Here is a 22104-nt window from a genome sequence, read left to right on the forward strand (position 1 = left end):
GCTCTCCGCCCGGCAGGGCCTGCTCCCGGGCCGGATCCGGTCCGGGCGAGGTGCTGTCCGACGCCGTGCGCACCGTAGCGGTGGTGCGGGATGATCCTCCCCCGGTTTCGCGAACACCTCGGGTACGCTCGGTGCGGGCGGGGAAGGTGTTTGATGGCAGAGACACGACGCGAGTTCACCCCCGAGTTCAAACGCGAGGCGGTGGCCTTGCTCGAGAGAAGCGGCCGGTCGCAGGTGCAGATCGCCGCCGAACTCGGGATCCAGCCCTCCATGCTGCGCCAGTGGCGGACCGTGCTGGTGGAAGGCTCCCCGCACGAGCGGCCCACAGGCTCGCCGGGCACTGCCACGATGAGCCCCGGTCGCCTCGCCGTCCGACCGGGCGGCCGAGATCGCCCGCCTGCGCCGCGAACTCGACCGGACGCGCATGGAGCGCGACGTACTAAAAAAAGCGATCGGCATCTTCGCGGCGATGCCCAAGTGACGTTCGCCTTCCATCGCGCATGCGACCACCTGGCCGGTGCGTCACATGTGCCGCGTGCTCGGAGTATCGCCCAGTGGGCATTATGGATGGCGATCGCGTCCTGAGAGCGCGCGGGCAGCCTCCAAGCGGCCACTCCTCGACGACGTGCGACGGATCCATGCCGGGCATCAGCGGCGATACGGTTCGCCTCGGGTGCATGCCGCTTTGCGTGCGGAGGGCCGTACAGCCAGCCGCGGGCGGGTGAGCGCCTGATGCGCCGTCCTGGCATCCGGCTCCTGGCGGGACGTCGGTTCCGGCCCTGCACGACCGACAGCCGTCATGATCTGCCGATCGCCTCCAACCTTCTCAAGCAGCTTCTCTCGGTCACGTTGCCCAACCAGGTCCGGCTGGCGGTCATCACCGATCTGCCCACGGGAGAAGGATGGCTCTTCCTGGCAGCGGTCCTCGATCTCGCCACCCGCAAGATCGTCGGCTGGCCGATGCGCGACCACATGCGGACTGAACTGACGTCGGCCGCCCTGATGATGGCCACCCAACGGCAGCGACCAGCCGCCGGGCTCATCTGTCACTCGGATCGCGCGGCAGCCAGTACGCGGTGGAGGTCTACCGTAGACAACTCGCCAGCATTCGGGCGACACCGTCCATGAGCCGCGCCGGCTACTGCTACGACAACGCCCCGATGGAACGCTTCTTCCACACCCTCAAAGTCGAACTCGTCCACCAGCGACGGTGGGCGACCCGGGACGAGACCAGGCGCGACCTGTTCGCCTACATCGAGGGCTACTACAATCGACAGCGTATCCACTCGGCTCTCGGCTACATCACGCCCGAGCAGGCCGAGCGGAACGCAGGCTAACCCCGTGTCCGCTGAAACGGGAGGATCACCGGTGCGCTTCCGCGAGCGATACGGACATGAGCCCGCCCAGGCCCATCTCCTTCTGCTTGCCGTCGCGGCGATAGATGAAGAGCCAGCGCTTGGCGCCGCTTGGATCGACGATGAGGTAGAGGCCGCCGCCGTCGGAATGCCGGCCCGGCTTGGTCGGCGTGGCGACCGCTCGGGCGCTGAGCTTATCGATTTCCCGGGCCACCTGCCCGCCCAGCCCCAGCACTCACCCCAGCGGTGATGCTGAATTGTAGGAGACAGTCTGGAACGACGGCAAGCCGTCCTCACAGCCAGCCCAATGGGTTAGGGGCGGCTAGAAGACGGTTGGGAACAGCCTGAAACGCAAATCTGGCGGAGACGGAGGGATTCGAACCCTCGAAGCCCCTTTCGGGGCTTGCTCATTTAGCAAACGAGTGCCTTCAGCCGCTCGGCCACGTCTCCTGTGGGTCAACGCTCTAGGGAATCGGCGGGGCGCGGTCAACCGGTTTCGTCGCGTGTCCGCGCTCCGCACCGGGGGGCGCCGCTTGACCTCGCAGCGCCGCCGGCTGTCAGATGGCGGCCGGGCAGGCGGGGAGGCCGGCGTGACCAAAGAGATCTTCGTGTCCTACGGCGTCGATGTCGACGCGGTGGCGGGCTGGCTCGGGTCGTATGGCGGCGAGGACAGCCCCTGCGACATTTCCCGGGGGGTCTTTGCCGGCAAGGTCGGGGCGCCGCGGCTGCTGCGGATGTTCGCCCGCTGGGGCATCCAGACGACCTGGTTCATCCCAGGCCACTCGATCGAGACCTTTCCCGAGGAGATGAAGGCCGTGGCGGCGGCCGGCCACGAGATCGGGATGCACGGCTACAGCCACGAGAACCCGATCGCGATGACCCCGGAGCAGGAGGAGGCGATCTTCGACAAGTGCGTCGGGCTCATCACCGATCTCGCCGGCAAGCCGCCCCGCGGCTACGTCGCGCCCTGGTGGGAGTTCGGGCCGAAGACCAACGAGCTCCTGCAGAAGAAGGGCATCCGCTACGACCACTCGCTGATGCACAACGACCACCACCCCTACTACGTGCGGGTCGGCGAATCCTGGACCAAGATCGACTATTCCCAACATCCCTCGACCTGGATGCGCCCGTTCGAGCACGGCACCGAGACCCGGCTGATCGAGATCCCCGCCTCCTGGAATCTCGATGACCTGCCGCCGATGATGTTCGTCAAGGCGGCGCCCAACAGCCACGGCTTCGTCAACCCGCGCGACATCGAACAGATGTGGCGGGACCAGTTCGACTGGGTCTATGCCCATTACGATTACGCCGTCTTCCCGATCACCATCCACCCCGACGTGTCGGGCAAGCCGCACGTGCTGCAGATGCACGACCGCCTGTTCCAGCACTTCAAGGCCCACGAGGGCGTGCGCTTCGTGACGATGGAGACGATCGCCGAGGATTTTTCGCGGCGCTTCCCGTTCGAGGGTACGGCGCGGCCGCAATCCTGACGGAGGGACTGCCCGATGTGCGGCCTGTGCGGCGCCTTCGGGGCGCCCGACCATTGGAGCGACGGCGTGAGGAGCGGCACGCCGCAGGCCGAGCGCCGGGCCCGCGCCGCTGCCGCCAACCGCGTGCTCGGCTTCTACGGCCTGCGCCTCGCCGCCTGGGCCGATCGCTACACCCTGTCCGGGCGCACCGGGCGGAGCGCGGTGGTCGATCATCTCGGCGCGCTATGGCCGGCGGCGGAGCGCCTGTCCGGGCGGCCTTGCGACCCCCTCGACCCGGTGGTGATCGCGGCGCTCGAGGGGCAGGGGTGATCCCCGTCACCCTGCTCACCGGCTTCCTCGGCGCCGGCAAGACCGCGCTGCTGGCCCGCCTGCTGCGCTGGCCGGCGCTCACCGACACCGCGGTGCTGATCAACGAGTTCGGCGAGGTCGGGCTCGATCACCTGCTGGTCGAGCCGTTGCAGGGCGAGGTGGCGCTCCTGCGCGGCGGCTGCGTCTGCTGCAGCATCCGCGGCGACCTGAAGGCGGCCCTGATCGACCTGCACGACCGCCGCCGGCGCGGCCGGGTCGCCCCGTTCCGCCGGGTGGTGATCGAGACGACCGGCCTCGCCGATCCGGGCCCGGCCGTGGCCACCCTGGTGGCCGATCCGGTCTTGCGCCACGCCTTCGCGGTGGGCGCCATCGTCACGGTGGTCGATGCGGTGAACGGGGCCCGCACCCTCGACAGCCACGAGGAGGCCGTGCGGCAGGTGGCCTGCGCCGACCGGCTGATCCTGTCGAAGACCGACCTGGCGGAGCCCGGCCTCGCCGCGGCCTTGCGGGCGCGGCTGGCCGCGCTCAATCCCCTCGCGCCGGTCACCGACCTCACCCTCGACGACGCGCCCGAGGCCGCCCTTCTCACCGACGACCCGACCGGGAGCCCGAGCGCCCGGCGCTGGCTCTGCGCCGAGATCCCCGCGGCGCCGCACGGCCCGGTCGGCGCGGTGCTGATCGAGAGCGGGCCGGTGGACTGGACCCGGTTCGGGCTCTGGCTCGGCATGCTGCTCAACCGGCACGGCGCCCGGGTCCTGCGCCTCAAGGGCCTGGTGGCGGTCGCGGGCGTCGACACGCCGGTGGTGATCCAGGGCGTGCAACACCTGGTGCATCCGCCGCGGCACCTTCCCGCCTGGCCCGACGGCGGCGCCCGCACCCGCCTCGTGCTGATCGGCCACGACCTCGATGCAAACCTCCTGCGCCGCTCCTATGGAGCCTTTACAGGCGCAAGAGCCTTCACGGGCGCACGCCCCTCCTTCCCGGGCGCACCCGCCGCCGTGGCAGCCGATCGTTAACCTTGACGGTCCTACATCTCCGCTCTGTCCGGCAGACGGGAGGGTGAGGCGTGAACGCACTGGTGCCGAAGGAACTCGCCGCGAAGCTGAGCGCCCTGCCGCGCCGTCCCTGCGCGCTGGGCGAGGCCGGGCACGAGCCGCACAAGCCGGTCTTCGCCGAGATCCTCGACCGGTCCGGCCACGGCACCGGCCACTTCGTCCGCCTGCCGCAGAGCATGGTGGAGATGATCACCCGCGAGGCGAAGGCGCCCGAAGCGGTGGTGCGCGCAGCCGAGCCGGCGCCCGAGCCCGAGGCGCCGAAGCCCCGCCGGACGTCCTCCGCCAAGCGGAGAACCCGCCAGGAGGCGTGAGGCGCTCCTCGCACGAAGTGGGCTGGAAGCCGGATCGCCTGACCCGCGCGGCGGAGCCGGCTTCGCCACGCGCTTGAGCGAGGCCGACATCCGCGCGGCCTCGGCGATCCGATCGGCGCGCCGGCTTCTCTCGCGCCGGGGTGATCGGCTATGATTCGCCCATGGCGACGCCAGCCCGCACGACACCGGATCCCGCCGGCCCCATCATCCTGTTCGATGCCGAATGCGTGCTCTGTTCGGCCAGTGCCCGCTTCGTCCTGGAACGGGACTGCCGCGCGACCTTTCGCCTGGCCTCGATGCAGAGCGAGGCCGGCCGGTCCCTCTTCCAGCGGCACGGCCTGGACCCGGACGATCCGGCGAGCCTGCTGGTGGTGGGCGACCGGGTCCGCCGGGACAGCGATGCGGTCCTCGGCATCTGCGAGGCCCTCGGATATCCCTGGCGGCTCGCTCGCGTCTTCCGGCTCGTGCCGGCCGTGCTGCGCGATCCGGTCTACCGAGTCCTCGCGCGAAACCGCCATCGCCTGTTCGGGCGACGGGAGACCTGCTGGGTGCCGCCCGACCGGTACCGGGACCGGATCCTGTGAGGGACAGGCCCTGATTCCAGCTCGTCGAAGCGATCGTCGCCTATCGCGGGACGCTGGAGCCCGGCGGGGGCGAAGGCGGCCGCGCTACCGAGCCCGATCGGTGATCCCGGCCCTGCGGTCCGTCAGCGCCCGCCCTCCGGCCCGCCCAGGCTCCAGCGCTCCCGCAGGGCCTCGGCCACGAAGGCCAGCACCGTCGCGGAGCTGCGCACCACGCGGCTCATCGTCAGGATGCCGTGGGTCTGGTCGGAGAGGTGCAGGGCGGTGACCGGCACGCCCTCGCGCTCGAGGCGGTGGGCGTAGAGGCGGCCCTCCTCGCAGAGCGGATCGTGGCCGCAGGTCAGCACCAGGGCCGGCGCCGTGCCGGCGAGGCTCGCGGCGCGGGCCGGGGAGGCGCGCCAGTCGGTGCGGTCGCCCGGCTCGGGGGCGTAGTGGTCGACGAAGTAGCGCATCGTGCCGGCGGTGAGGGGCTGGCCCTCGGTGATGCGCTCGAACCCCTCGCTGGTCAGGCCGAGATCGACGGAGGGGTAGAGCAGCACCTGCATCGCCGTCTGCGGCAGGGTGCCGTCGCGGCCCATCAGGGCCAGCACCGCCGCGAGGTTGCCGCCGGCGCTGTCGCCGCCGACCGCGAGCCGGGCCGGATCGACGCCTAAGCCTTCCGCCCGCTCGACCACGAAGGCGAGGGCCGCCGCCGCGTCCTCGACAGCCGCCGGGAACGGATGCTCGGGGGCCAGCCGATAATCGACCGCGATCACGCAGGCTTGCGTCAGGTTGGCCAGCCGCCGGCAGACCCAGTCATGCGACTCGATGCTGCCGAGCACCCAGCCGCCGCCATGCAGGTAGACGAGGCAGGGCAGGGCCGTCCCGGGGACCGTGCCCTCGCCGCGATAGAGCCGCAGCGGCACGGGCCCGGCGGGGGAGGGGGCGGCGAGGTCGCGGATCTCGGCGACCGGGTCCGGCGGCGGCTGAAGGGCCCGGCGCCCGGCCAGGTAGCCGCGCCGCGCCGCCTCGGGCGGCAGGGCCTCGAGGGGCTGCGCGTTGGCGGCGCGCAGCATCGCCAGCAGGGCCTGGACGTCGGGATGGATGGCGGGCATGGGAGACTCGACCAGAGATTCGGGGCGGACAGATCCTTAACAGGTCTCCGCCCCGACCGTCGCGCTCAAGCTTTACGCCGTCGGCCAGGCGAAGAAGCCGCGTCCCTCCGATTCGAGGTGGCGGTTCAGCACCATGCGGTGGACCTCGTCGGCGCCGTCGACCAGGCGCGCCTGGCGGGCGTAGCGGTAGATCCACTCCAGCACCGTGTCCTTGGAATAGCCGCGGGCGCCGTTGATCTGGATGCCGATATCCGCCGCCCGGTGCAGGGTATTGGCGACGTGGACCTTGGCCATCGACACCTCCTTCCGGGCGAAGCGGCCCTGGTCGAGCTCCCAGGCGGCGCGCATCACCAGGAGACGGCCGATCTCGATATCCATGGCGAGGCCGCCGAGCATCAGCTGCACGCTCTCGCGGTCGGCGAGCCGCACGCCGAAGCCCTCGCGCTTGGCCGCGTAGTCCTGGGCGATCTCGACGCAGCGGCCGGCGAGCCCGAGCCAGCGCATGCAATGGGTGAGCCGGGCCGGGCCGAGGCGGACCTGCGTCACCTTCAGGCCCTTGCCCTCGCCCCCGAGCACGTCCTCGGGCTTGATCGTCAGGCCGTCGAAGGCGAGCTCGCAATGGCCGCCATGCTCCTCCGGTCCCATGATCGGGATGCGGCGGACGATCTCCCAGCCCGGCTGGTCGCGGTGGAACAGGAAGGCGGTGAGGCCGTAGCGGGGATCGTCCGAGGTGCGGGCGATCAGGATGAAGTGGGCCGCGTCCTCGGCGCCGGTGATGTACCATTTGCGGCCGGAGATCCGCCAGGACCCGTCCGGTTGGCGCTCGGCCCGGGTGCGGATCATCGACGGGTCGGAGCCGCCGCCGGGATGCGGCTCGGTCATCGCGAAGGCCGAGCGCACCGCGCCCGAGACGATCGGCTCCAGCCATCGCGCCCTCTGCTCGGGCGTGCCGAGAGCTTCCAGCACCATCATGTTGCCGTCGTCGGGGGCGGCGGAGTTGAACACGACGGGCCCGAAGATCGAGCGGTTCATCTCCGTGTAGCAGGCCGCCATCCCGACCTTGCCGAGGCCCTGGCCGCCGGTCTCGGGCTTGAGCTGCAGGCACCACAGGCCGGCGGCCTTCGCCTTGGCGCGCAGGGCGGCCAGGGCCTCGGGGCCGATATTCTCGTGCTCGTCCCAGGTGCTGCGGTCGGCCTCGACGGGCAGGATCTCGCTCTCGACGAAGGCCGCGATGCGGGCGCGGAACTCCTCGATGCGCGGGGAGAGCGTGAAGTCCATGACCGAATCCTCCGGGCGGTGGAATTATAATTCCGAACGCTTGCGCCACCCGGGGCCCGCGGTCAAGCACTGACCGACCCGCTACTTGCCGCGGGGCGGCCCGGTCGGCACCAGCAGGGCGATGCGGTAGGTGCCGCCCTCGCGGCCGATCAGGAACACGCTGGTGGGCGCGGCGTCGCCCTCGACCGGCGGCTCGTCGAACACCACCCGCAGCCGGTCGGTCACCGGCATGTTGGCCTTGAGGGTGCCCCGGGCGGTCGCCTCGGCGAGGCCGTCCTCCGGCATCGGCTCCAGCGCCGCCGCCTTGATCGGCCGGCCGAAGCCGGAGCGGATCTGGTAGAGCGTCAGCCGCTTGCGCTGAGCCCGGGTACCAGTCCAGTTCACCAGCCGCTCGAAGGCGGGGAGGTCGTGGTCGCGGATGGCCGTCGTCACGTAGGCGACGAGCGCGTCCGGCTGCGAGGGGAGGGGGGCAGCGGCACTGGCCGCCGTCACGTCCGGGGGGCTTTGCGCGCCCGCCGGCCCCGCGAGCAGGCCGGCGAGCGCCAGGGCGGCGAGACGCAGCCCCGGCTTCACCATCGAACGGCCCCTCACTCGACGAGAGATCACTTGGCCGCCGCCTCCTCGCCCATGACCCGGAACACCCAGATCACGCCGCCCTGGGGCAGGATGCTGACCCGGCGCTCCTCGGGGATGAGGGCGTTGATGCCGGTCAGCATGCGCTCGGCATCGACACCCCAGCCGGCCTGGACCGCGACGTACTGGACGCCGTCGACCATGTAGCTCGAGGGCACGCCGGTGACGCCGGAATTGAGCCGCGTCTCCCACAGCACCTTGCCGGTGGTGCCGTCCAGCGCCCGGAACTTCCGGTCGCTGGTGCCGCCGGCGAAGATCAGTCCGCTGCCGGTGGTCAGCAGCGGCCCCCAGTTGGCCGAATCCTGGAAGTCGTGCTGCCACACGCGCTTGCCGGTCTTCGGGTCCCAGGCCTGGATCGCCCCGATGGCGAAGGGCTTCGACTTGTCGACGCCGTCGCGCAGGCGCAGGGAGTTCAGCACCTCGTCGATCGGGATGCCGATATAGAGCTCACCCGGCTTGCGCGTGCCGGCCTGGGCGCCGGCCAGCTCCGAGCACAGGTTGTCGTTGCTGGGGATGTAGAAGAGGCCGGTCTTCGGGTTGTAGGCCTCCGGCGGCCAGTCCTTGCCGCCCCACAGGCCGGGGCAGAAGGCGGCGCGGCGGTTGATGCCGGGGATCTTGGACTGGTCGTAACTCGGCCGGCCGGTCTTCGGGTCGAGGGAGGAGAAGACGTTCTGGTAGACGAAGGGCTTGCCGTCGACGAAGCTCAGCGGCCCGTCCTTGCTGCGCTCCAGGGTCCAGAGATAGCCGTTGCGGCCGGCATGGATGGCGGCCGGGATCTTTTTGTCGTCGCGCTCGATGTCGATCAGCACCGGCGCCGAGACCTCGTCCCAGTCCCAGGCGTCGTTCCAGTGGTACTGGTGGTGGCCCTTGATCTTGCCGGTATCGAGGTCGAGGGCGACGACCGACGAGGTGTAGAGGTTGTCGCCCGGCCGGGCGTCCGGCGTCCAGGGACCGCCATTGCCGGTGCCGAAATAGGCGAGGTTGGCCGCCGGATCGTAGCTGCCCTGGATCCAGACCGAGCCGCCGCCGGTCTTCCAGGCGTCGCCCTTCCAGGTCTCCGCCGCCGGGTCGCCGGGACCGGCCACCGTATAGGTCTTCCAGGCCTCGTTGCCGGTCTCGGCGTCGAGCGCCGTGATGAAGCCGCGCACGCCGTACTCGCCGCCGGAGACGCCGACCACGACCTTGCCCTTCGCCACCAGCGGCGAGAGCGTCATGTAGTAGCCGTCCTGCCAGGGCGCGACGCATTTCTCCCACTTCACCTTACCGGTCGTGGCGCCGAGCGCGACCACGCAGGAATCGGTGGTGGTCATGTAGACGCTGTCGCCGTAGAGCCCGACGCCGCGGTTGGTCGGGTGGAGCTGGGACAGCTCCGGCGGCAGCTCCTTCTGGTAGCGCCACAGGATCTCGCCGGTGCGGGCGTTGATCGCCATCACCTGCGCCTGCGGGGTGGTGACGAACATCACGCCGTTATTGACGATCGGCGGGGCCTGGTGGCCCTCGCTCACGCCGGTCGACAGGCTCCAGGCCGGCACGAGCTTGGTGACGTTCTTCGCGGTGATCTGGTCGAGGGGGGAATAGCCCCAGCTCTGGTAGTTGCCGCGGTATTGCAGCCAGTTCTCGGGCTCGGGGTTGGCCAGCCGCTGGTCGGTGACCGGCTTGTAGTCGACCTTGCTGCCGGCTTGCTTGCCGTCGGTTGGCTTGCCGTCGGCCGGGCCGGCCTTCGCCGGGGCGGTGGCGAGTGCGAGGGCCACGGCACAGGGCGCGACCGCGGCGAGCCAGCCCCTGGCTCGAACGAGACGTGTCATGCTGCTCTCCTAGGCAGGGGCAGGCGCGGGCCGGCCCGGCATTTCCTCAAACCCTTGTGGTCTCGTTGTCCGGATCCGCGTCGTTGCTGCGCGGGTCTCGGTCCCCCTTCGCGGCGGCAGCGCGGCAGCGCTGCCGTCCTCTTCGTATGACGGGCAGCGCGGCAGCGCTGCCTGTCTGGGCGCGGGGCGGCTGTTGGCGCGGGGCGTCGCGCGGATGCCGTCCCGTCCCGCTCAGGCGGGGCCCGGCCCCGGCTTGGTCGTGAAGCCGCCGGCGACCATCAGCGTGCCGCCCTCCCCCTTGGCGAGCGGCAGAACCGGCAGGCGCTTGCGCGCCGGCCCCTTGGCCACCCGGCCGCCCTCGGCGGGCAGGAACTCGGAATGGTGGCAGAAGCAGCTCAGGCGCCGGGTCTCGTGGCTCCAGCCCGAGATGGTGCAGCCCTGATGGGTGCAGATGGCCGAGAGCGCCAGGACGCCGTCGACGGCGTGGGCGCGCTGGTCCTCGGCGACCTGCTCGGGGGCGACCCGCACCAGGATGATCTTGGCGAAGCGCGAGCCCTCGCGCTTGACCCCCTGCGGATCGACCGCCACCGCCTCGACGAGGTCGCCGCCGATCGGCAGGCCGTCGAGGGTCACGGGTTGCCCCGCCTTCGCCCCATCGCCGAGCACCAGCCGGTCGCCCTTCTGCGGCAGCAGCTCTTCGGGACCCGCCCAGGCTGCATGTCCCGCCGCGCAGCAGGCAACGGCTCCCATCACCACGCTGCGCCGGTCGAGTCCCTGCGCGCGTCGTTCACCGCGATCCATCGTTCCTCCCGGTGGAATCGTTCTTTGTTCTTATGATTTTCTATATGAGTAGCCGAGCCGGCGGTTGCGTCAACCCGCTTCACGCCGATTCACGGGATCCTGATGTTTCCTGTGCTTGGTGCGGTGCGAAGAAATGCTGTGCGATGCAGCGCGACCGCGAGGGGGCGGATCTCAGCGTGCAGATTTTCAACGGGCAGATTTCAACGGGAGAGCGCGCGCCGCAGGGTCTCGGCCAGCTCGTCCGGCGTGATCGAGGCCGGGAGCCGCCCCAGCAGCATCCCGGACGGGCCGACGAGGAAGAACCCGACCGGGTGGTCGACCACACCGTCATGGCGCCGGATCGGTGCCGCGTAAGCCGCGGCGAGGCCGTCGATGACGGCGACCGGGCCGGTCACCGCCACGATGGCGGGGTGGAACGTGTCGAGGAAGGCCGCGAGCACGGCCGGGCCGTCACGCTCCGGATCGGCGGCGATCAGCACCGGCGCCAGCCGGGCGAGCAGGGCGGGCGGCAGGTCGTCGAGGGCCTGCGTCACCGTCATCAGGGCGGTCGGGCAGAGGTCGGGGCAGCGCGTGTAGCCGAAAGAGACCAGGCGCAGCCGGCCGGCGAAGCGGGCCTCGTCCACGGGCGCCCCCGCCTGGTCGACCAAGCCATGCCCCGCGGGCCAGGCCAGGGAGCCGGCGGCCGCGGGCGGATGGATCGCCGCGCCGCCGGAGAGGAGGACAGCCAGTGCCAGCGCCCGGCCGAGACGCCGCAACCATGACGAGACCGCACGCATCCTTCAACCTCACGCCGTAGCGCGATGTAAGCGTGTCCGTCGGGAATCGCCACTGGACGGCGACGATGATCCCCGCATCTCGCAGGCTTTTGACGGATGATCGCGGGCCGTCTCGTCCCTCCTGGACGTTCGACGGACCCGGCGAGGGTCCCTTAACCTTGCCCGGCAGGCGGCGCCACATCCCGGCGCATTCGAATCATCGCCGCAGCCCTCCGTTAAGAGCGACCGGGTTGTCTGTCCGGGTCAGCGAACAGGTTGCGACGGCCGGCGATCATCGCCCCGAAAGGAAGCCATGTCGATCATCAAGCAGCTCATCACCTCGGGCGGGCCGGTGCTGGCCTATATGGGCGTCGTGCCGGTGCTGCGGATGGTGCCGTTCCTGCGCCGCGAGCCGCCGCCGCTCCTCGACGGGCCGCTGCAGCAGACGGTCGAGTTTCCGGCTGTGCAGCCCGCGGCCGAGACCTACCTGCCGCCGTTCTCGACGATCCTGTCGGGCAATCCGGCCCAGACCGCGACCTACATCTATCGCAGCCCGGACGGCCTGTTCGCCGCCGGCATCTGGACCTGCCGGGTCGGCAAGTTCCGCATCGACTTCGATCGAGCCGAGTTCATCCAGATCCTCGAAGGCGTAGTGACCGTCACCGACGCGGAAGGCGTCTCGCGGACCTACCGGGCCGGCGACGCCTTCGTGACGCCGAAGGGCTTCTCCGGCACCTGGGATGTGATTGAGCCGATCAAGAAGCACTTCACCTGGTATGGGGCGGGGAGCGAGGAGGGCTTCTCCGCCGTGTAGGGCATCGGGTGAGCGACCGCGGTCCCGCTCCATCGCGTCGTTCCATGTTCCGCGGATGCGGCCCCGGCACGACGCGGCCCGCGACGAGTGCCCGCGTGCTTCGTCCGTCCGCCACCGACTCGACGGGGCCTCGCGCCGCGGCCTCCAGGCCCGCGCGCGAACAATTCAGGAGATCAGAACCGAATGGTGCCGACCGGGAATGCCGGCAGCGTCGCGGAGCGCGCCGAACCGGGCCGCTATCATGCCCTCGACGCCTTGCGGGGTGTGGCGGCGTTCGGCGTTGTCATGACGCACAGCCTGCAGATGGTCCTTCCGGACGGCACCTTGAACCACACCCCGTTGCGTGTTCTCGCCAACGGACGCAGCTTCGTCATCTTCTTCTTCGTGTTGAGTGGCTTCGTCCTCGCCACCGCGCTGTGGAACAACAGCCGGCGCGACAGCTACTGGCGTTATGCCGCGCGGCGGTTTGCTCGATTGTATCCGCCCTATCTCGCCGCCGGGCTGGCGGGCATGGTGCTCTCCGCGGGCACCGGGCATAGCGATCCTGCGGGCTGGTTGCACTACCTGGCCTTCACCGGCCATCCCGCCGGCACGTCCGTCAACGCACCCAGCTGGTCGCTCGTCTATGAAATCCGCCTGTCGCTCGTCCTGCCGCTGATCTGCTTCCTCATTCTGCATCGGCCGCGCGCGACGTTCTGGGCGATGGTCGTTTTCCTCATCGGCGTCGAGGGGTTGTTCGTCGCTCTCCGGATCGGGCAGTTCCCCTATGGGTCGGCGGATCCCGTCGCGGCCGCCGTCATCACGGCGCGTTTTGCCGGATGCTTTGCCGTGGGTGCGTTCCTGGCCTGGGACCATCACGCTCGGCGATCCTTCTTTGCCGCCCTCTCCCGATACCCGCTGGCGGCATTCGTCGTCGCGCTCGTCTTGATGAGCGTCCTTCTCGATCAGTCGAGCCTGATCGCCGCCGCCGTCCTGATCGTGCTTGCGCTGGACTGGCCGGTCATGACCCGGGTGCTGTCGCTGCCGGTCCTGCTCTGGCTCGGCCGGATCTCCTACAGCCTCTATCTCACGCATCTCGTGCTGCTCGACAGCCTGAAGGCGATGCTGGCCGGGATCCTGCCGGTTCCCGTCATCATCACCCTTGCGCTTCCGCTGGCCCTGCTGCTGGCGGAATGCGTCTACGAGCTCGTCGAAAAGCCCGCGATCGCCTGGGCGCGCCGCATCGGCACGGGGACAGCGAAGACGCTGGCGCCCTCCGTCTGAGACCGCCGCGCTCGTGAACTTGAACCCAAGTCGCACCCCGCCCGTCCCAGCGCTGACGGAACCGGGGCCGCGCCGGCGGCGACCGCCCCGACCGTCCCCGTCGGCTCGCCCGCCCCGGCGTCCCTCCTAGCGGAGCGCCAGGGTATCCACCGCCGGCTCGCCCTCGCGCGGCAGGTTCGTCTGCCAGACCGTGCTGGCGCGGCCCTTCTGGTAGCCGTCCTCGTAGAGGCGGCGCATATAGGCGGTGTCGAAGCCCTGCGAGGCCGGGACCTCGGGGATGCGCCGGTCGATATAGGTCAGGTTGAAGCCCATTCCGTTGCGGCGGGCGAAGGCGTAGGTGCTGGCCAGCGTCGCCCGCGAGCGGGCGCGGCCGACGGTCGAGAGCGAGCGGACCGCGATCGGCAGGGTGCCGTTCTGCACCACGTCGAAGCTCGGCTCGATGCGGCCGTTGATGACGACGTAGATGTTGGGCTTGCCGCGGCTCGTGGCGATGCGCCCGTCCTGGGTCAGGAAGGCTTCCGGCAGGGTGAAGACCGGCGTCACCACCGAGCCGTCGACATGCATCTCCTGGAAGGCGTGGTTGCCGGCCTGGGCGTCGATCAGCATCGGCGGAAACACCGCCGGCACGCTGGCCGAGGCGGTCAGCACGTCGCGGAACAGGGATGCGGCGTTGGGCTGGCCGCTCGCCGCGATGGCGCCCATGTCCCAGATCACGGCGCGCTGCGAATCGAGGTTGGTGGTGACGACGAGGAGGCGCCGTCCCTTGCGGTGCTCCTCGGCCACCGCCGTCACCAGGTCCGGCGTGACGTAGCGCCCGACGAGGTCGCGCAGGCGCGCATCGCCGAACAGCCCGTCGCCGATCAGCACGTTGAGGGGGTTGGGCGAGCGCACCAGCGTCGCGGCCTCGCCGCTGGTATAGATCTGGCGCAACTGCTCGTCGTAGGCCGGTCCCAGGAAGGCGAAGGGCGCGATCAGCGCGCCGGTCGAGACGCCCGACACCATGGTGAAATTCGGCCGCCGGCCGGTCTCGCTCCAGCCGTTGAGCACGCCGGCGCCGTAGGCCCCGTCGCCGCCGCCGCCCGAAAGGGCGAGGTAGCTGAACGGCTCGCGCGAGGACTTCACCTGGTCGGCGACCGCCGCGAAGCTGCGGGCCGAGCCGTCGGCCCAGTAGCGCACGTCGGGGGTCTGGCCCGGCACGGTGGCGGCGGCCGCCTCGGCCGCCGTATAGGGCGCGCGCGGCAGCGACGCGCAGGCGGCGGCTTGCGCCCCGATCAGGGCCACCGCGAGGCCGCGTATCCAGGTCGATCGATGGAGCACGATCATCACACCACGAGTTTTGCCACGCCGCCTCGCCGGGAGTATCCGACGAAGACGACGAAACGGCAACGCTTATGGCAAAGCTCGAACGGCGGATCGGTTCCGCGGTCCGCCGACCCTATTCCGCCGCCTTCGGGCCGCCGCTGCGGCGGCCGAAATCCGGCTCGGCGGTCTCCTGGCCCATGGCGACGATGCCGCGGCGGATCGCCCGGGTGCGGGTGAACAGGGCGTGCAGGGCATCGCCGTCGTCCCAGCGGATGGCGCGGGCCAGCGCCGCCAGGTCCTCGTTGAAGCGGCCCAGCATCTCCAGCACCGCCTCCTTGTTGGTGAGGAAGATGTCGCGCCACATCGTCGGGTCGGAGGCCGCGATGCGGGTGAAATCGCGGAAGCCGCCGGCCGAGAACTTGATCACCTCGGACTGGGTCACGGTCTCGAGGTCGGCGGCGGTGCCGACGATGTTGTAGGCGATGAGGTGCGGCACGTGGCTGGTGATCGCCAGCACCAGGTCGTGGTGGGCGGGCGTCATGGTCTCGACGACGGAGCCGAGGCCCTCCCAGAAACCCCGCACCCGCGCGACCGCCGCCGGGTCCGTGCCCTCCGGCGGGGTCAGGATGCACCAGCGGCCGTGGAACAGGCTGGCGAAGCCCGCATCCGGCCCCGAATGCTCGGTGCCGGCGACCGGGTGGGCGGGCACGAAGCTGACGCCGTCCGGCAGGTGCGCCCCGGCGGCGGCCACCACCGCGGCCTTGACCGAGCCGACATCGGACAGGATTGCGCCGGGCGCCAGCGACCCGGCGATCTCGGCGGCCACCGCCCCGATGGCGCCGACGGGCACGCACAGGATCACGAGGTCGGCCCCCGCGACGCCGGCGGCGAGATCGGTCACCGCCTCGTCGGCGAGCCCGAGGGCCCGCACCCGCTCGATCACGCCCGGGTCGCGGTCGATCGCCACGATGGTCTCGGCGAGTCCGGCCGCCCGGGCGCCGCGGGCGATCGAGGAGCCGATCAGCCCGAGACCGACGAGGGCGAGCCGCCGGAACGGAGCCTCAGCCACGCTGGCCGCCCTTCACGAAGTCGGTCAGCGCCGCCACCACGGCCTCGTTGGCCTCGGCGGTACCGATCGTCATGCGCAGCGCGTTCGGCAGTCCGTAGGCCCCGACCCGGCGCAGGATCAGCCCGCGGGCGGTGAGGTAGGCGTCGGCCTCGGCGGCGGTGCGGCCCGGCTCCTCGGGGAAGTGGATCAGCACGAAGTTGCCGACGCTCGGCGTGACGCTGAGGCCAAGCCCTTCGAGGGACTTCGTCACCTTCGGCAGCCACTCGTCGTTGTGGGCCACCGCCTTCGCGATGTGGGCGTCGTCCGCCATGGCCGCGGCGCCGGCGGCGATCGCCGCCGAGCCGAGATTGAACGGGCCGCGGATGCGGTTGACCGCGTCGGCGATCGCGGCCGGCGCCACCATCCAGCCGATGCGGAGCGCGGCGAGGCCGTACACCTTCGAGAAGGTGCGGGTCATCACCACGTTCTCGGACTCGGCCACCAGTTCGAGGCCGGCGGCGTAGTCGTTACGCCGGACATACTCGGCATAGGCCGCGTCGAGCACCAGAAGGACGTTCTTCGGCAGGCCGGCATGGAGGCGGCGCACCTCGTCGAAGGGCAGGTAGGTGCCGGTCGGGTTGTTGGGGTTGGCGAGGTAGACGATGCGGGTCTTGTCCGTCACCGCCGCCAGGAGCGCGTCGACGTCGGTGGTGTGGTCGCGCTCCGGCGCCACCACCGGCGTGCCGCCCGCCGCCAGGATGGCGATGCGGTACACGAGGAAGCCGTATTGCGAGTACAGCCCCTCGTCGCCTGGGCCCATATAGGCGTAGGTCAGGAGCGAGAGCAGCTCGTCCGAGCCGGCGCCGCAGACGATGCGCTCGGGATCGAGCCCGTATTTCTGCGCGATGGCCTGGCGCAGCTTGGTGGCGGCGCCGTCCGGATAGAGTTCCAGATGCGCCGCCGTCTCCTGCATCGCCGCGATCGCCGCGGGGCTCGGTCCCATCGGCGTCTCGTTCGAGGACAGCTTGTGCAGCTTCACGCCGGCCGGGGCCGCGCTCTTGCCCGGGACATAGGCCTCGATCGCGAGGACACCGGGACGCGGGACGGGGCGAAGGGCAGCGGCGGACATGAGCGAACCTTGGGGTCGGCGTCGAACAACGTCACGCCGTCTAGAGCAAGTCGCGGGCTTTGGGAAACGGCGCGGCTTGCGCGGGAGCCTTGCACCGGGCACGACCAAGGCGACGACCGCAATTCGCCGATCTGCCGCGGCGGCCGCCCGGTAGCGCGGGCGGACGCGGGGCGGTACACGGGGCTGTCCAAGGTCGCCCGTCCCGGCGCGGCCCTTCGCCCCGCCGGATCATGCTGCCGAACCGTTCCCGTCCATGCGTCGCCTGATCGTCGAGGAACCCGTCACCCGGGCGGCCCCCTGGGCCCTGCGCCTCGCCTGGCTCTCCCTCGCGGTGGTCGGCCTCGCGCTGCTGCTCGTGCGCGACCCGCGGGCCCAGACCGATGCGGCCCTGGCGGCCCTCGGCTCCGGGGTCGGGCTCGCGGCGCTGGCGGTGCTGCTCGCCGTCGCCGCCTTCGTGCGGATCTGGCGCGAGGGGGCGCGGGGCCTCGGGATCGCGGTCGGCGGCCTGCTGCTCGCGGTTCTGGTCCTGGCCTACCCGGCCTATATGGCGGCCCGCGGCGTGATGCTGCCGCCGCTCACCGACGTTTCGACCGATATCGAGAATCCGCCGGCCTTCTCGCGCTCCCGCGCCGCCTGGGAGGCCCGAGGCTGGCGGCTGCCGCGCGATTCCGCCCCCGCCGCCCGGGCCTTGCAGCGCGAGGCCTATCCGCAGATCGCCCCGCTGACCCTCGATCTCGGCCCCGACGAGGCCTTCGCGCTCGCCATGAAGGCGGCGCAGAACCGCAAGTGGCAGGTGGTCGAATCCTACAAGCCCGGCGGCCGGGCCGGGAACGGCCGCATCGAGGCGGTGGTGCGCTCGCGCCTCCTCGGCCTGCCCTACGACGTCACCGTGCGGCTGCATCCGCGGGCCGACGGCACCCGCATCGACCTGCGCTCCGCCACCCGCTTCGGCGACCGCGATTTCGGCCAGAACGCCGATCACATCCGGGCTTATCTGGATGAGATCGGGAACCTGGCGCTGGCGGTGAAGTAGGGGCGCGTGCGCCGGGCCTGCTCGACCGTGGCCCGAATCGAGCAAGCCTCCGAGCCGACGGCCCTTGGACGTCATCCCGGGGCTGGCCGAAGGCGAAAACCCGGGATGACGTCGGAGGGTGTCGGGGCCGGCGGAGAGTCCTGGGAGGGCTTTCAGACGACCCGGTACTCCGCATCGAGCGCCGGAGGTCCGTCCGTCGCCACCCGCCCGCGCTCCACCAGGTCTTCCAAGTGGGCGAAGACCGACAGCGCCGCGGCCGGCCGCAGCATCGGGTCGAGGCCGGAATAGAGCGCGGCGACGAGGCCCGGGATGGTGCGCTCGCCCGCGCCCAGCCGCTCCAGGATGCCGGTCTCGCGGGCGCGGCGGTGGCTCAGGAGGCCGCGCACGAAGCGCTGCGGCTCCCGCACCGGGCCGCCATGGCCGGGCCAGTACACGCTCTCGGACCGCCCGCGCAGCTTGTCGAGGGAGGCCATGTAGGCGCCCATCGACCCGTCCGGCGGCGCCACGATGCTGGTCGACCAGGCCATGACGTGGTCGCCCGAGAACAGGGTGTCCTCCTCGGGCAGCGAGAAGGCGAGGTGGTTCATGGTGTGGCCGGGGGTGGCGAGCGCCGTCAGGGTCCAGCCCGGGCCTGAGACGCTCTCGCCCTCGGCCAGCTCGCGGTCCGGCCGGTGGTCGGCATCGCCGGCCGCGTCGAGCCGCCCCTGCTCAGGTCCGCGCACCGCACGGGCCGGGCGGTGCGGGCCGCAGCCGAGGATGGGGGCGCCGGTCGCGGCCGCGAGCGGGCGGGCACCGGGGGAGTGGTCGCGGTGGGTATGGGTGACGAGGATCGCCTCGACCCTCTCGCCGTCGAGGGCGGCGAGCAGGGCCGCCCGGTGCTCTGGATGGTCCGGGCCGGGATCGATCACCGCCACGCGGCCGTGCCCGACCAGATAGGTGCAGGTGCCGCTCTGGGTGAAGGGCCCGGCATTCGGGCAGACCAGCCGCCGGATCAGCGGCGACACCGCCTCGGTCCGGCCGCTCGCCGGGGCCTCGCGCAGGAAGGTGGGCGCCGCCTCGGGCGCCTCGGACTCGCTCACCGGACGGCCTCCTGATGCGGCGTTCACGACGCATCCGGGTTAGCGGCCGCGCTCCCCCCTGTCGAGGGGGCCGATCCGGGACCCCCTTGCCCGCGTCGTCCCGGCGTCACCCAGCCATCAACGCCCAGCACAGCAGGCCTGCGAAGAACAGGCCGGAACTCACGAACACGGCCGCGACTTCGCGGTACGGCAACAGACGATTCTCGAGCGCGGGCGACATGGCGAACGACGATGCGGGAGGGAGCCGGGCGAAGGCCTCGACGGAGTCAGTGTCGTCTCGGGAGCCTGTGAATCGCAAGCGCCGCGAGGGCGCAGTCCCCCGGAAGACGGCCCCTGTCTCCGGCCCGCAACAGACTCCCCGCGAGCCTGGCCGATCAGCGATAGGGGGAGGGCTCGACGATCCGGATCGGGGCGGCGCTCGCGTCGCTGACGACCTCGGCGAAGCCGGTGACGCCCGAGGCATAGCGCAGGCGTCCGAACCCGCCCCGGTGCTCGGCGGCCAGCGAGCGGCGGAACTCCGCCCGCACCCGCTCCAGGCGGCTCACGTCGAGGGTGCGGTCGAGCTCGCGCCGCTCGCGCGCGGAGATCATCGCGGCGCGGCGGAAATCGACGTAGCGGGCCTCGCCCCCTCGGTCGCGGCCGGCGAAGACCTGCGCCCCGGCCGCACCCGCCACCGCGTCGCCGGGCCGGAGTGTCGCGTCGCGCAGGAGGAGCCGGGCATAGCCGCCCGCGCCCGGGTTGCACGAGCAGCTCCCCACCAGCCGGCTCCGATAGGCGAAGGCCGCCGCGAGGCTGCGATAGGGCTTGCCGTTCCGGCCCACGGCCTGGTCGAGCTCCTCGCCGGCCCGCACCGTGTAGAGGGCGGTCTCCGCTCCGGGGCAGGCCGCCGCGCAGGCCTGCTCCTGCGCAGGGGCCGCGTCCTCTGATCCGAGATTCGCCAGCGGGAACATGTAGCCATCGCAGGTGCGAACGCAGACGGTGCGGGCATGGCTGCCGGCACCGCCGTGGCGGCTCAGGCCGGAGACCGGCTCGCGGGTCTGGCGGAAGGAGGAGGGCTTCGGTCCCGTGGTCTGCAGGCGCGGCGCCGGATCGGTCCAGCGCGGACGGGGGAGCGCGGCATTGGCCGGCCGGCTCGTCCAGCGCACCCGCCGCTCGCGCAACGAGGACGCTGCCGGCCGCGGGGCCCGCGCCGGCAGGCCCAGACTGCGCGGCACGTCGCCGAGCAGGAAATCGAGCACGCCGGCATCGTCCGCGGCATGCACCAGGGTGGTTCCGGCGCCCACGCCCCCGAGTCCGATCAGCGCGCCAAAAGCCAGCATGCGGGCGAGGGCGCGCATACGAGCGCCGCCGGACGCGGTCGGGGTCGAGTTCACGGGATGCCTCACCAAAGGTTAACGGCAGTTAACGGTTCGCCCCGGCCTCGCGCAACTGCGGAAAAGCGCTGAGTTAACAAATTCATGACTCGACACCGCTGACCGGGCGATTCGCCGTTCCGGTGTCCCGGCCGGGCGTCTCCCGTGCCTCGATGTGGCGGCCTGGGACGCGGCGTCCGCGGGCCGGGAAGCCGTTTGCGCCTCCGGCGCGTTGAAGAGGCAAGCGGCGGCGTGCGGACCGCCCGCCATGAAGGAGAGACGCGATGGATTCCGACCGGATCACTGGCGCCGGCCAAGAGCTCGGCGGCAAGGTGCAGCAGCGGGTCGGCGAATGGACCGGCGATGCCGGCACCCAGGCGCAGGGCCTCGCCGACCAGGCGGCGGGGGCGGCCCGCAGCGTGTACGGCCAGGCCAAGGACCAGGTGAGGGATGCGGTGCGCGGCCTCGCCGATGCCGCGCCGGACTCGATCGATCAGGCCCGCGAGACCGGGCGCGACTATTACCGGCGCGCCGACCGGGCGGTGGCCCGCCAGGTCGGCGATCATCACCTTGCGGCGCTGCTGATGGCGGGTGCGATCGGCTACGTCTTCGGCTGGCTGCTCCACAACCGCCGCTGAGGGCGGTACGCGAAGCGCCCGCGGGATCGCCGCGGGCGCTGTCATCGGAGCGTGAGATGCGACGGCGCCGAACGCCGCCGCGGACGATGTGGTCTCGGACGCCCTCGCCCTCGGACGCCCTCGCCCTCGGACGCCCTCGCCCTCAGACGCCCTCGCCCTCAGACGCCCTCGCCCTCAGACGCCCTCGCCCTCAGACGCCCTCGCCCATGGCCGATTGCATCATCCGGTCGCCGGTCAGGTCGTCGTCCCCGTAGCCGAGGAGCTCGGCCAGGCGGTTGCGGGCGCGGTTGACGCGGCTCTTGATCGTGCCGATCGCCACGCCGCAGATGCCCGCCACCTCCTCATAGGACAGGCCCTCGGCGCCCACCAGGATCAGCGCCTCGCGCTGGTCCGGCGGCAGCTTCGCGAGGCCGGCGCGCAGGTCCTGCACGTCGAGGCGGTGGCCTTGGTCGGGGGCGGTGAACAGGCGCGCCGCGTAGGAGCCGTCCTCGTCCTGCACCTCGCGCATCCGCTTGCGCTGCTCGGAGTAGAAGGCGTTGCGCAGGATGGTGAACAGCCAGGCGTTCAGGTTGGTGCCGGGCTGGAAGCGGTGCTGGTTCTGCCAGGCGCGCAGGATCGTGTCCTGGACGAGATCATCCGCCCGGGCGGCGTTGTTGGTGAGCGAGAGCGCGAAGGCGCGCAAGGAGGACAGGGCCGCCAGCATCCCCTCGCGGAATTCCGGCTCGACGGTGCGCCCCTGGGCGGCGAGCGCCGCCTCCAGCTTCTCGATCAGGGCGAGAAAGACGTCCGGCGTCGCAGCGGTCTCGAGCGGCGCATAGGCCGCGCGCAGCTGGTGGCCGAGATGGCGCTGGACGGTCGGGGACAGGCCGGGCTTGGATTCGCGGTTGAGGATGGGATTGTCGGTGGACGCCATGCGACTCTCACGTTCTGAAGCGGGGAGGGCGGGGCGGCGGCACTCTGACGGGCCGCTTTCATAAAT

At 71.4% G+C, this 22104-nt stretch carries 22 protein-coding genes, 1 tRNA gene and 1 pseudogene; 10 read left to right on the forward strand and 14 right to left on the reverse strand.

Annotated elements, in window-relative coordinates:
• Positions 1-153: 153 nt before the first annotated feature.
• Positions 154-1337, forward strand: a pseudogene (locus tag DA075_RS13155) (IS3 family transposase).
• Between the two features lie 25 nt (positions 1338-1362).
• On the opposite strand, the gene DA075_RS13160 reads toward DA075_RS13155, so the two are convergent.
• Together DA075_RS13160 and DA075_RS13165 are read right to left on the reverse strand one after the other, a co-directional pair.
• Positions 1363-1590: an Arm DNA-binding domain-containing protein gene (locus DA075_RS13160; protein ID WP_331254785.1), complete on the reverse strand. Its 228-nt coding sequence runs from the start codon at positions 1588-1590 to the stop codon at positions 1363-1365.
• Between the two features lie 123 nt (positions 1591-1713).
• Positions 1714-1805, reverse strand: a tRNA-Ser gene (locus DA075_RS13165).
• 140 nt (positions 1806-1945) lie between these two features.
• Here DA075_RS13165 and DA075_RS13170 point away from each other — a divergent pair.
• The 5 genes from DA075_RS13170 (at position 1946) to DA075_RS13190 (ending at position 5104) form a co-directional block, all read left to right on the forward strand.
• Positions 1946-2845, forward strand: coding sequence for a polysaccharide deacetylase family protein (locus DA075_RS13170; protein ID WP_099953620.1), 900 nt, complete (start codon positions 1946-1948; stop codon positions 2843-2845).
• Positions 2846-2860: 15 nt separating this feature from the next.
• Positions 2861-3154: a hypothetical protein gene (locus DA075_RS13175; RefSeq protein WP_099953621.1), complete on the forward strand. Its 294-nt coding sequence runs from the start codon at positions 2861-2863 to the stop codon at positions 3152-3154.
• Positions 3154-4170 (forward strand): CobW family GTP-binding protein, encoded by a 1017-nt coding sequence (locus DA075_RS13180; protein WP_232388598.1) that lies wholly within the window; start codon positions 3154-3156, stop codon positions 4168-4170. The genes DA075_RS13175 and DA075_RS13180 overlap by 1 nt, the downstream gene beginning before the upstream one ends.
• A gap of 50 nt (positions 4171-4220) precedes the next feature.
• On the forward strand, positions 4221-4520 hold the full coding sequence (locus tag DA075_RS13185) for a hypothetical protein (protein ID WP_099953623.1): 300 nt from the start codon (positions 4221-4223) through the stop codon (positions 4518-4520).
• 161 nt (positions 4521-4681) lie between these two features.
• On the forward strand, positions 4682-5104 hold the full coding sequence (locus DA075_RS13190; protein WP_099956577.1) for a thiol-disulfide oxidoreductase DCC family protein: 423 nt from the start codon (positions 4682-4684) through the stop codon (positions 5102-5104).
• A 122-nt stretch (positions 5105-5226) separates the two neighbouring features.
• Here the strand turns inward: DA075_RS13190 and DA075_RS13195 are convergent, their stop codons facing one another.
• The 6 genes from DA075_RS13195 to DA075_RS13220 form a co-directional block, all read right to left on the reverse strand.
• Positions 5227-6195, reverse strand: coding sequence for an alpha/beta hydrolase (locus DA075_RS13195; RefSeq protein WP_099953624.1), 969 nt, complete (start codon positions 6193-6195; stop codon positions 5227-5229).
• Between the two features lie 72 nt (positions 6196-6267).
• A complete protein-coding gene (locus DA075_RS13200) occupies positions 6268-7473 on the reverse strand; it encodes an acyl-CoA dehydrogenase family protein (RefSeq protein WP_099953625.1) in 1206 nt (401 codons plus the stop codon).
• A gap of 81 nt (positions 7474-7554) precedes the next feature.
• Entirely contained in the window at positions 7555-8049 is a 495-nt protein-coding gene (locus DA075_RS13205) for a hypothetical protein (RefSeq protein ID WP_099953626.1), read from the reverse strand.
• 26 nt (positions 8050-8075) lie between these two features.
• Positions 8076-9911, reverse strand: a complete 1836-nt coding sequence (locus DA075_RS13210; RefSeq protein WP_099953627.1) for a PQQ-dependent dehydrogenase, methanol/ethanol family — start codon at positions 9909-9911, stop codon at positions 8076-8078.
• 231 nt (positions 9912-10142) lie between these two features.
• Positions 10143-10712, reverse strand: a complete 570-nt coding sequence (locus DA075_RS13215; RefSeq protein WP_099953628.1) for a QcrA and Rieske domain-containing protein — start codon at positions 10710-10712, stop codon at positions 10143-10145.
• A 200-nt stretch (positions 10713-10912) separates the two neighbouring features.
• On the reverse strand, positions 10913-11488 hold the full coding sequence (locus DA075_RS13220; RefSeq protein ID WP_099953629.1) for an SCO family protein: 576 nt from the start codon (positions 11486-11488) through the stop codon (positions 10913-10915).
• A gap of 292 nt (positions 11489-11780) precedes the next feature.
• Here DA075_RS13220 and DA075_RS13225 point away from each other — a divergent pair, with 292 nt between their 5' ends.
• Positions 11781-12281, forward strand: a complete 501-nt coding sequence (locus DA075_RS13225; protein WP_099953630.1) for a cupin domain-containing protein — start codon at positions 11781-11783, stop codon at positions 12279-12281.
• Between the two features lie 183 nt (positions 12282-12464).
• A complete protein-coding gene (locus DA075_RS13230; RefSeq protein ID WP_099953631.1) occupies positions 12465-13544 on the forward strand; it encodes an acyltransferase family protein in 1080 nt (359 codons plus the stop codon).
• 126 nt (positions 13545-13670) lie between these two features.
• Here the strand turns inward: DA075_RS13230 and DA075_RS13235 are convergent, their stop codons facing one another.
• From DA075_RS13235 to hisC, 3 genes are all read right to left on the reverse strand, one after another.
• On the reverse strand, positions 13671-14867 hold the full coding sequence (locus tag DA075_RS13235; protein ID WP_174800089.1) for a patatin-like phospholipase family protein: 1197 nt from the start codon (positions 14865-14867) through the stop codon (positions 13671-13673).
• A 112-nt stretch (positions 14868-14979) separates the two neighbouring features.
• Positions 14980-15915: a prephenate/arogenate dehydrogenase family protein gene (locus DA075_RS13240; protein ID WP_099953632.1), complete on the reverse strand. Its 936-nt coding sequence runs from the start codon at positions 15913-15915 to the stop codon at positions 14980-14982.
• Positions 15908-17023, reverse strand: a complete 1116-nt coding sequence (gene hisC / locus DA075_RS13245) for a histidinol-phosphate transaminase (protein WP_099953633.1) — start codon at positions 17021-17023, stop codon at positions 15908-15910. The genes DA075_RS13240 and hisC overlap by 8 nt, the downstream gene beginning before the upstream one ends.
• A gap of 253 nt (positions 17024-17276) precedes the next feature.
• Between hisC and DA075_RS13250 the strand changes: the two genes are divergently transcribed.
• Positions 17277-18056: a DUF1499 domain-containing protein gene (locus tag DA075_RS13250; protein ID WP_099953634.1), complete on the forward strand. Its 780-nt coding sequence runs from the start codon at positions 17277-17279 to the stop codon at positions 18054-18056.
• Between the two features lie 152 nt (positions 18057-18208).
• Here DA075_RS13250 and DA075_RS13255 read toward each other — a convergent pair whose 3' ends face one another.
• Together DA075_RS13255 and DA075_RS13260 are read right to left on the reverse strand one after the other, a co-directional pair.
• Positions 18209-19135 carry an MBL fold metallo-hydrolase gene (locus DA075_RS13255; protein ID WP_099953635.1) on the reverse strand — a complete coding sequence of 309 codons (927 nt, stop codon included), beginning with the start codon at positions 19133-19135 and terminating at the stop codon, positions 18209-18211.
• Positions 19136-19509: 374 nt separating this feature from the next.
• Positions 19510-20508, reverse strand: a complete 999-nt coding sequence (locus DA075_RS13260; RefSeq protein ID WP_244936571.1) for a DUF2865 domain-containing protein — start codon at positions 20506-20508, stop codon at positions 19510-19512.
• A 263-nt stretch (positions 20509-20771) separates the two neighbouring features.
• Here DA075_RS13260 and DA075_RS13265 point away from each other — a divergent pair, with 263 nt between their 5' ends.
• Positions 20772-21125, forward strand: a complete 354-nt coding sequence (locus DA075_RS13265) for a CsbD family protein (RefSeq protein ID WP_099953637.1) — start codon at positions 20772-20774, stop codon at positions 21123-21125.
• 190 nt (positions 21126-21315) lie between these two features.
• Here DA075_RS13265 and DA075_RS13270 read toward each other — a convergent pair whose 3' ends face one another.
• Positions 21316-22038, reverse strand: coding sequence for a sigma-70 family RNA polymerase sigma factor (locus DA075_RS13270; RefSeq protein WP_099953638.1), 723 nt, complete (start codon positions 22036-22038; stop codon positions 21316-21318).
• Positions 22039-22104: the final 66 nt, after the last annotated feature.

The sequence above is a fragment of the Methylobacterium currus genome, assembly GCF_003058325.1.
Lineage (GTDB): Bacteria > Pseudomonadota > Alphaproteobacteria > Rhizobiales > Beijerinckiaceae > Methylobacterium > Methylobacterium currus.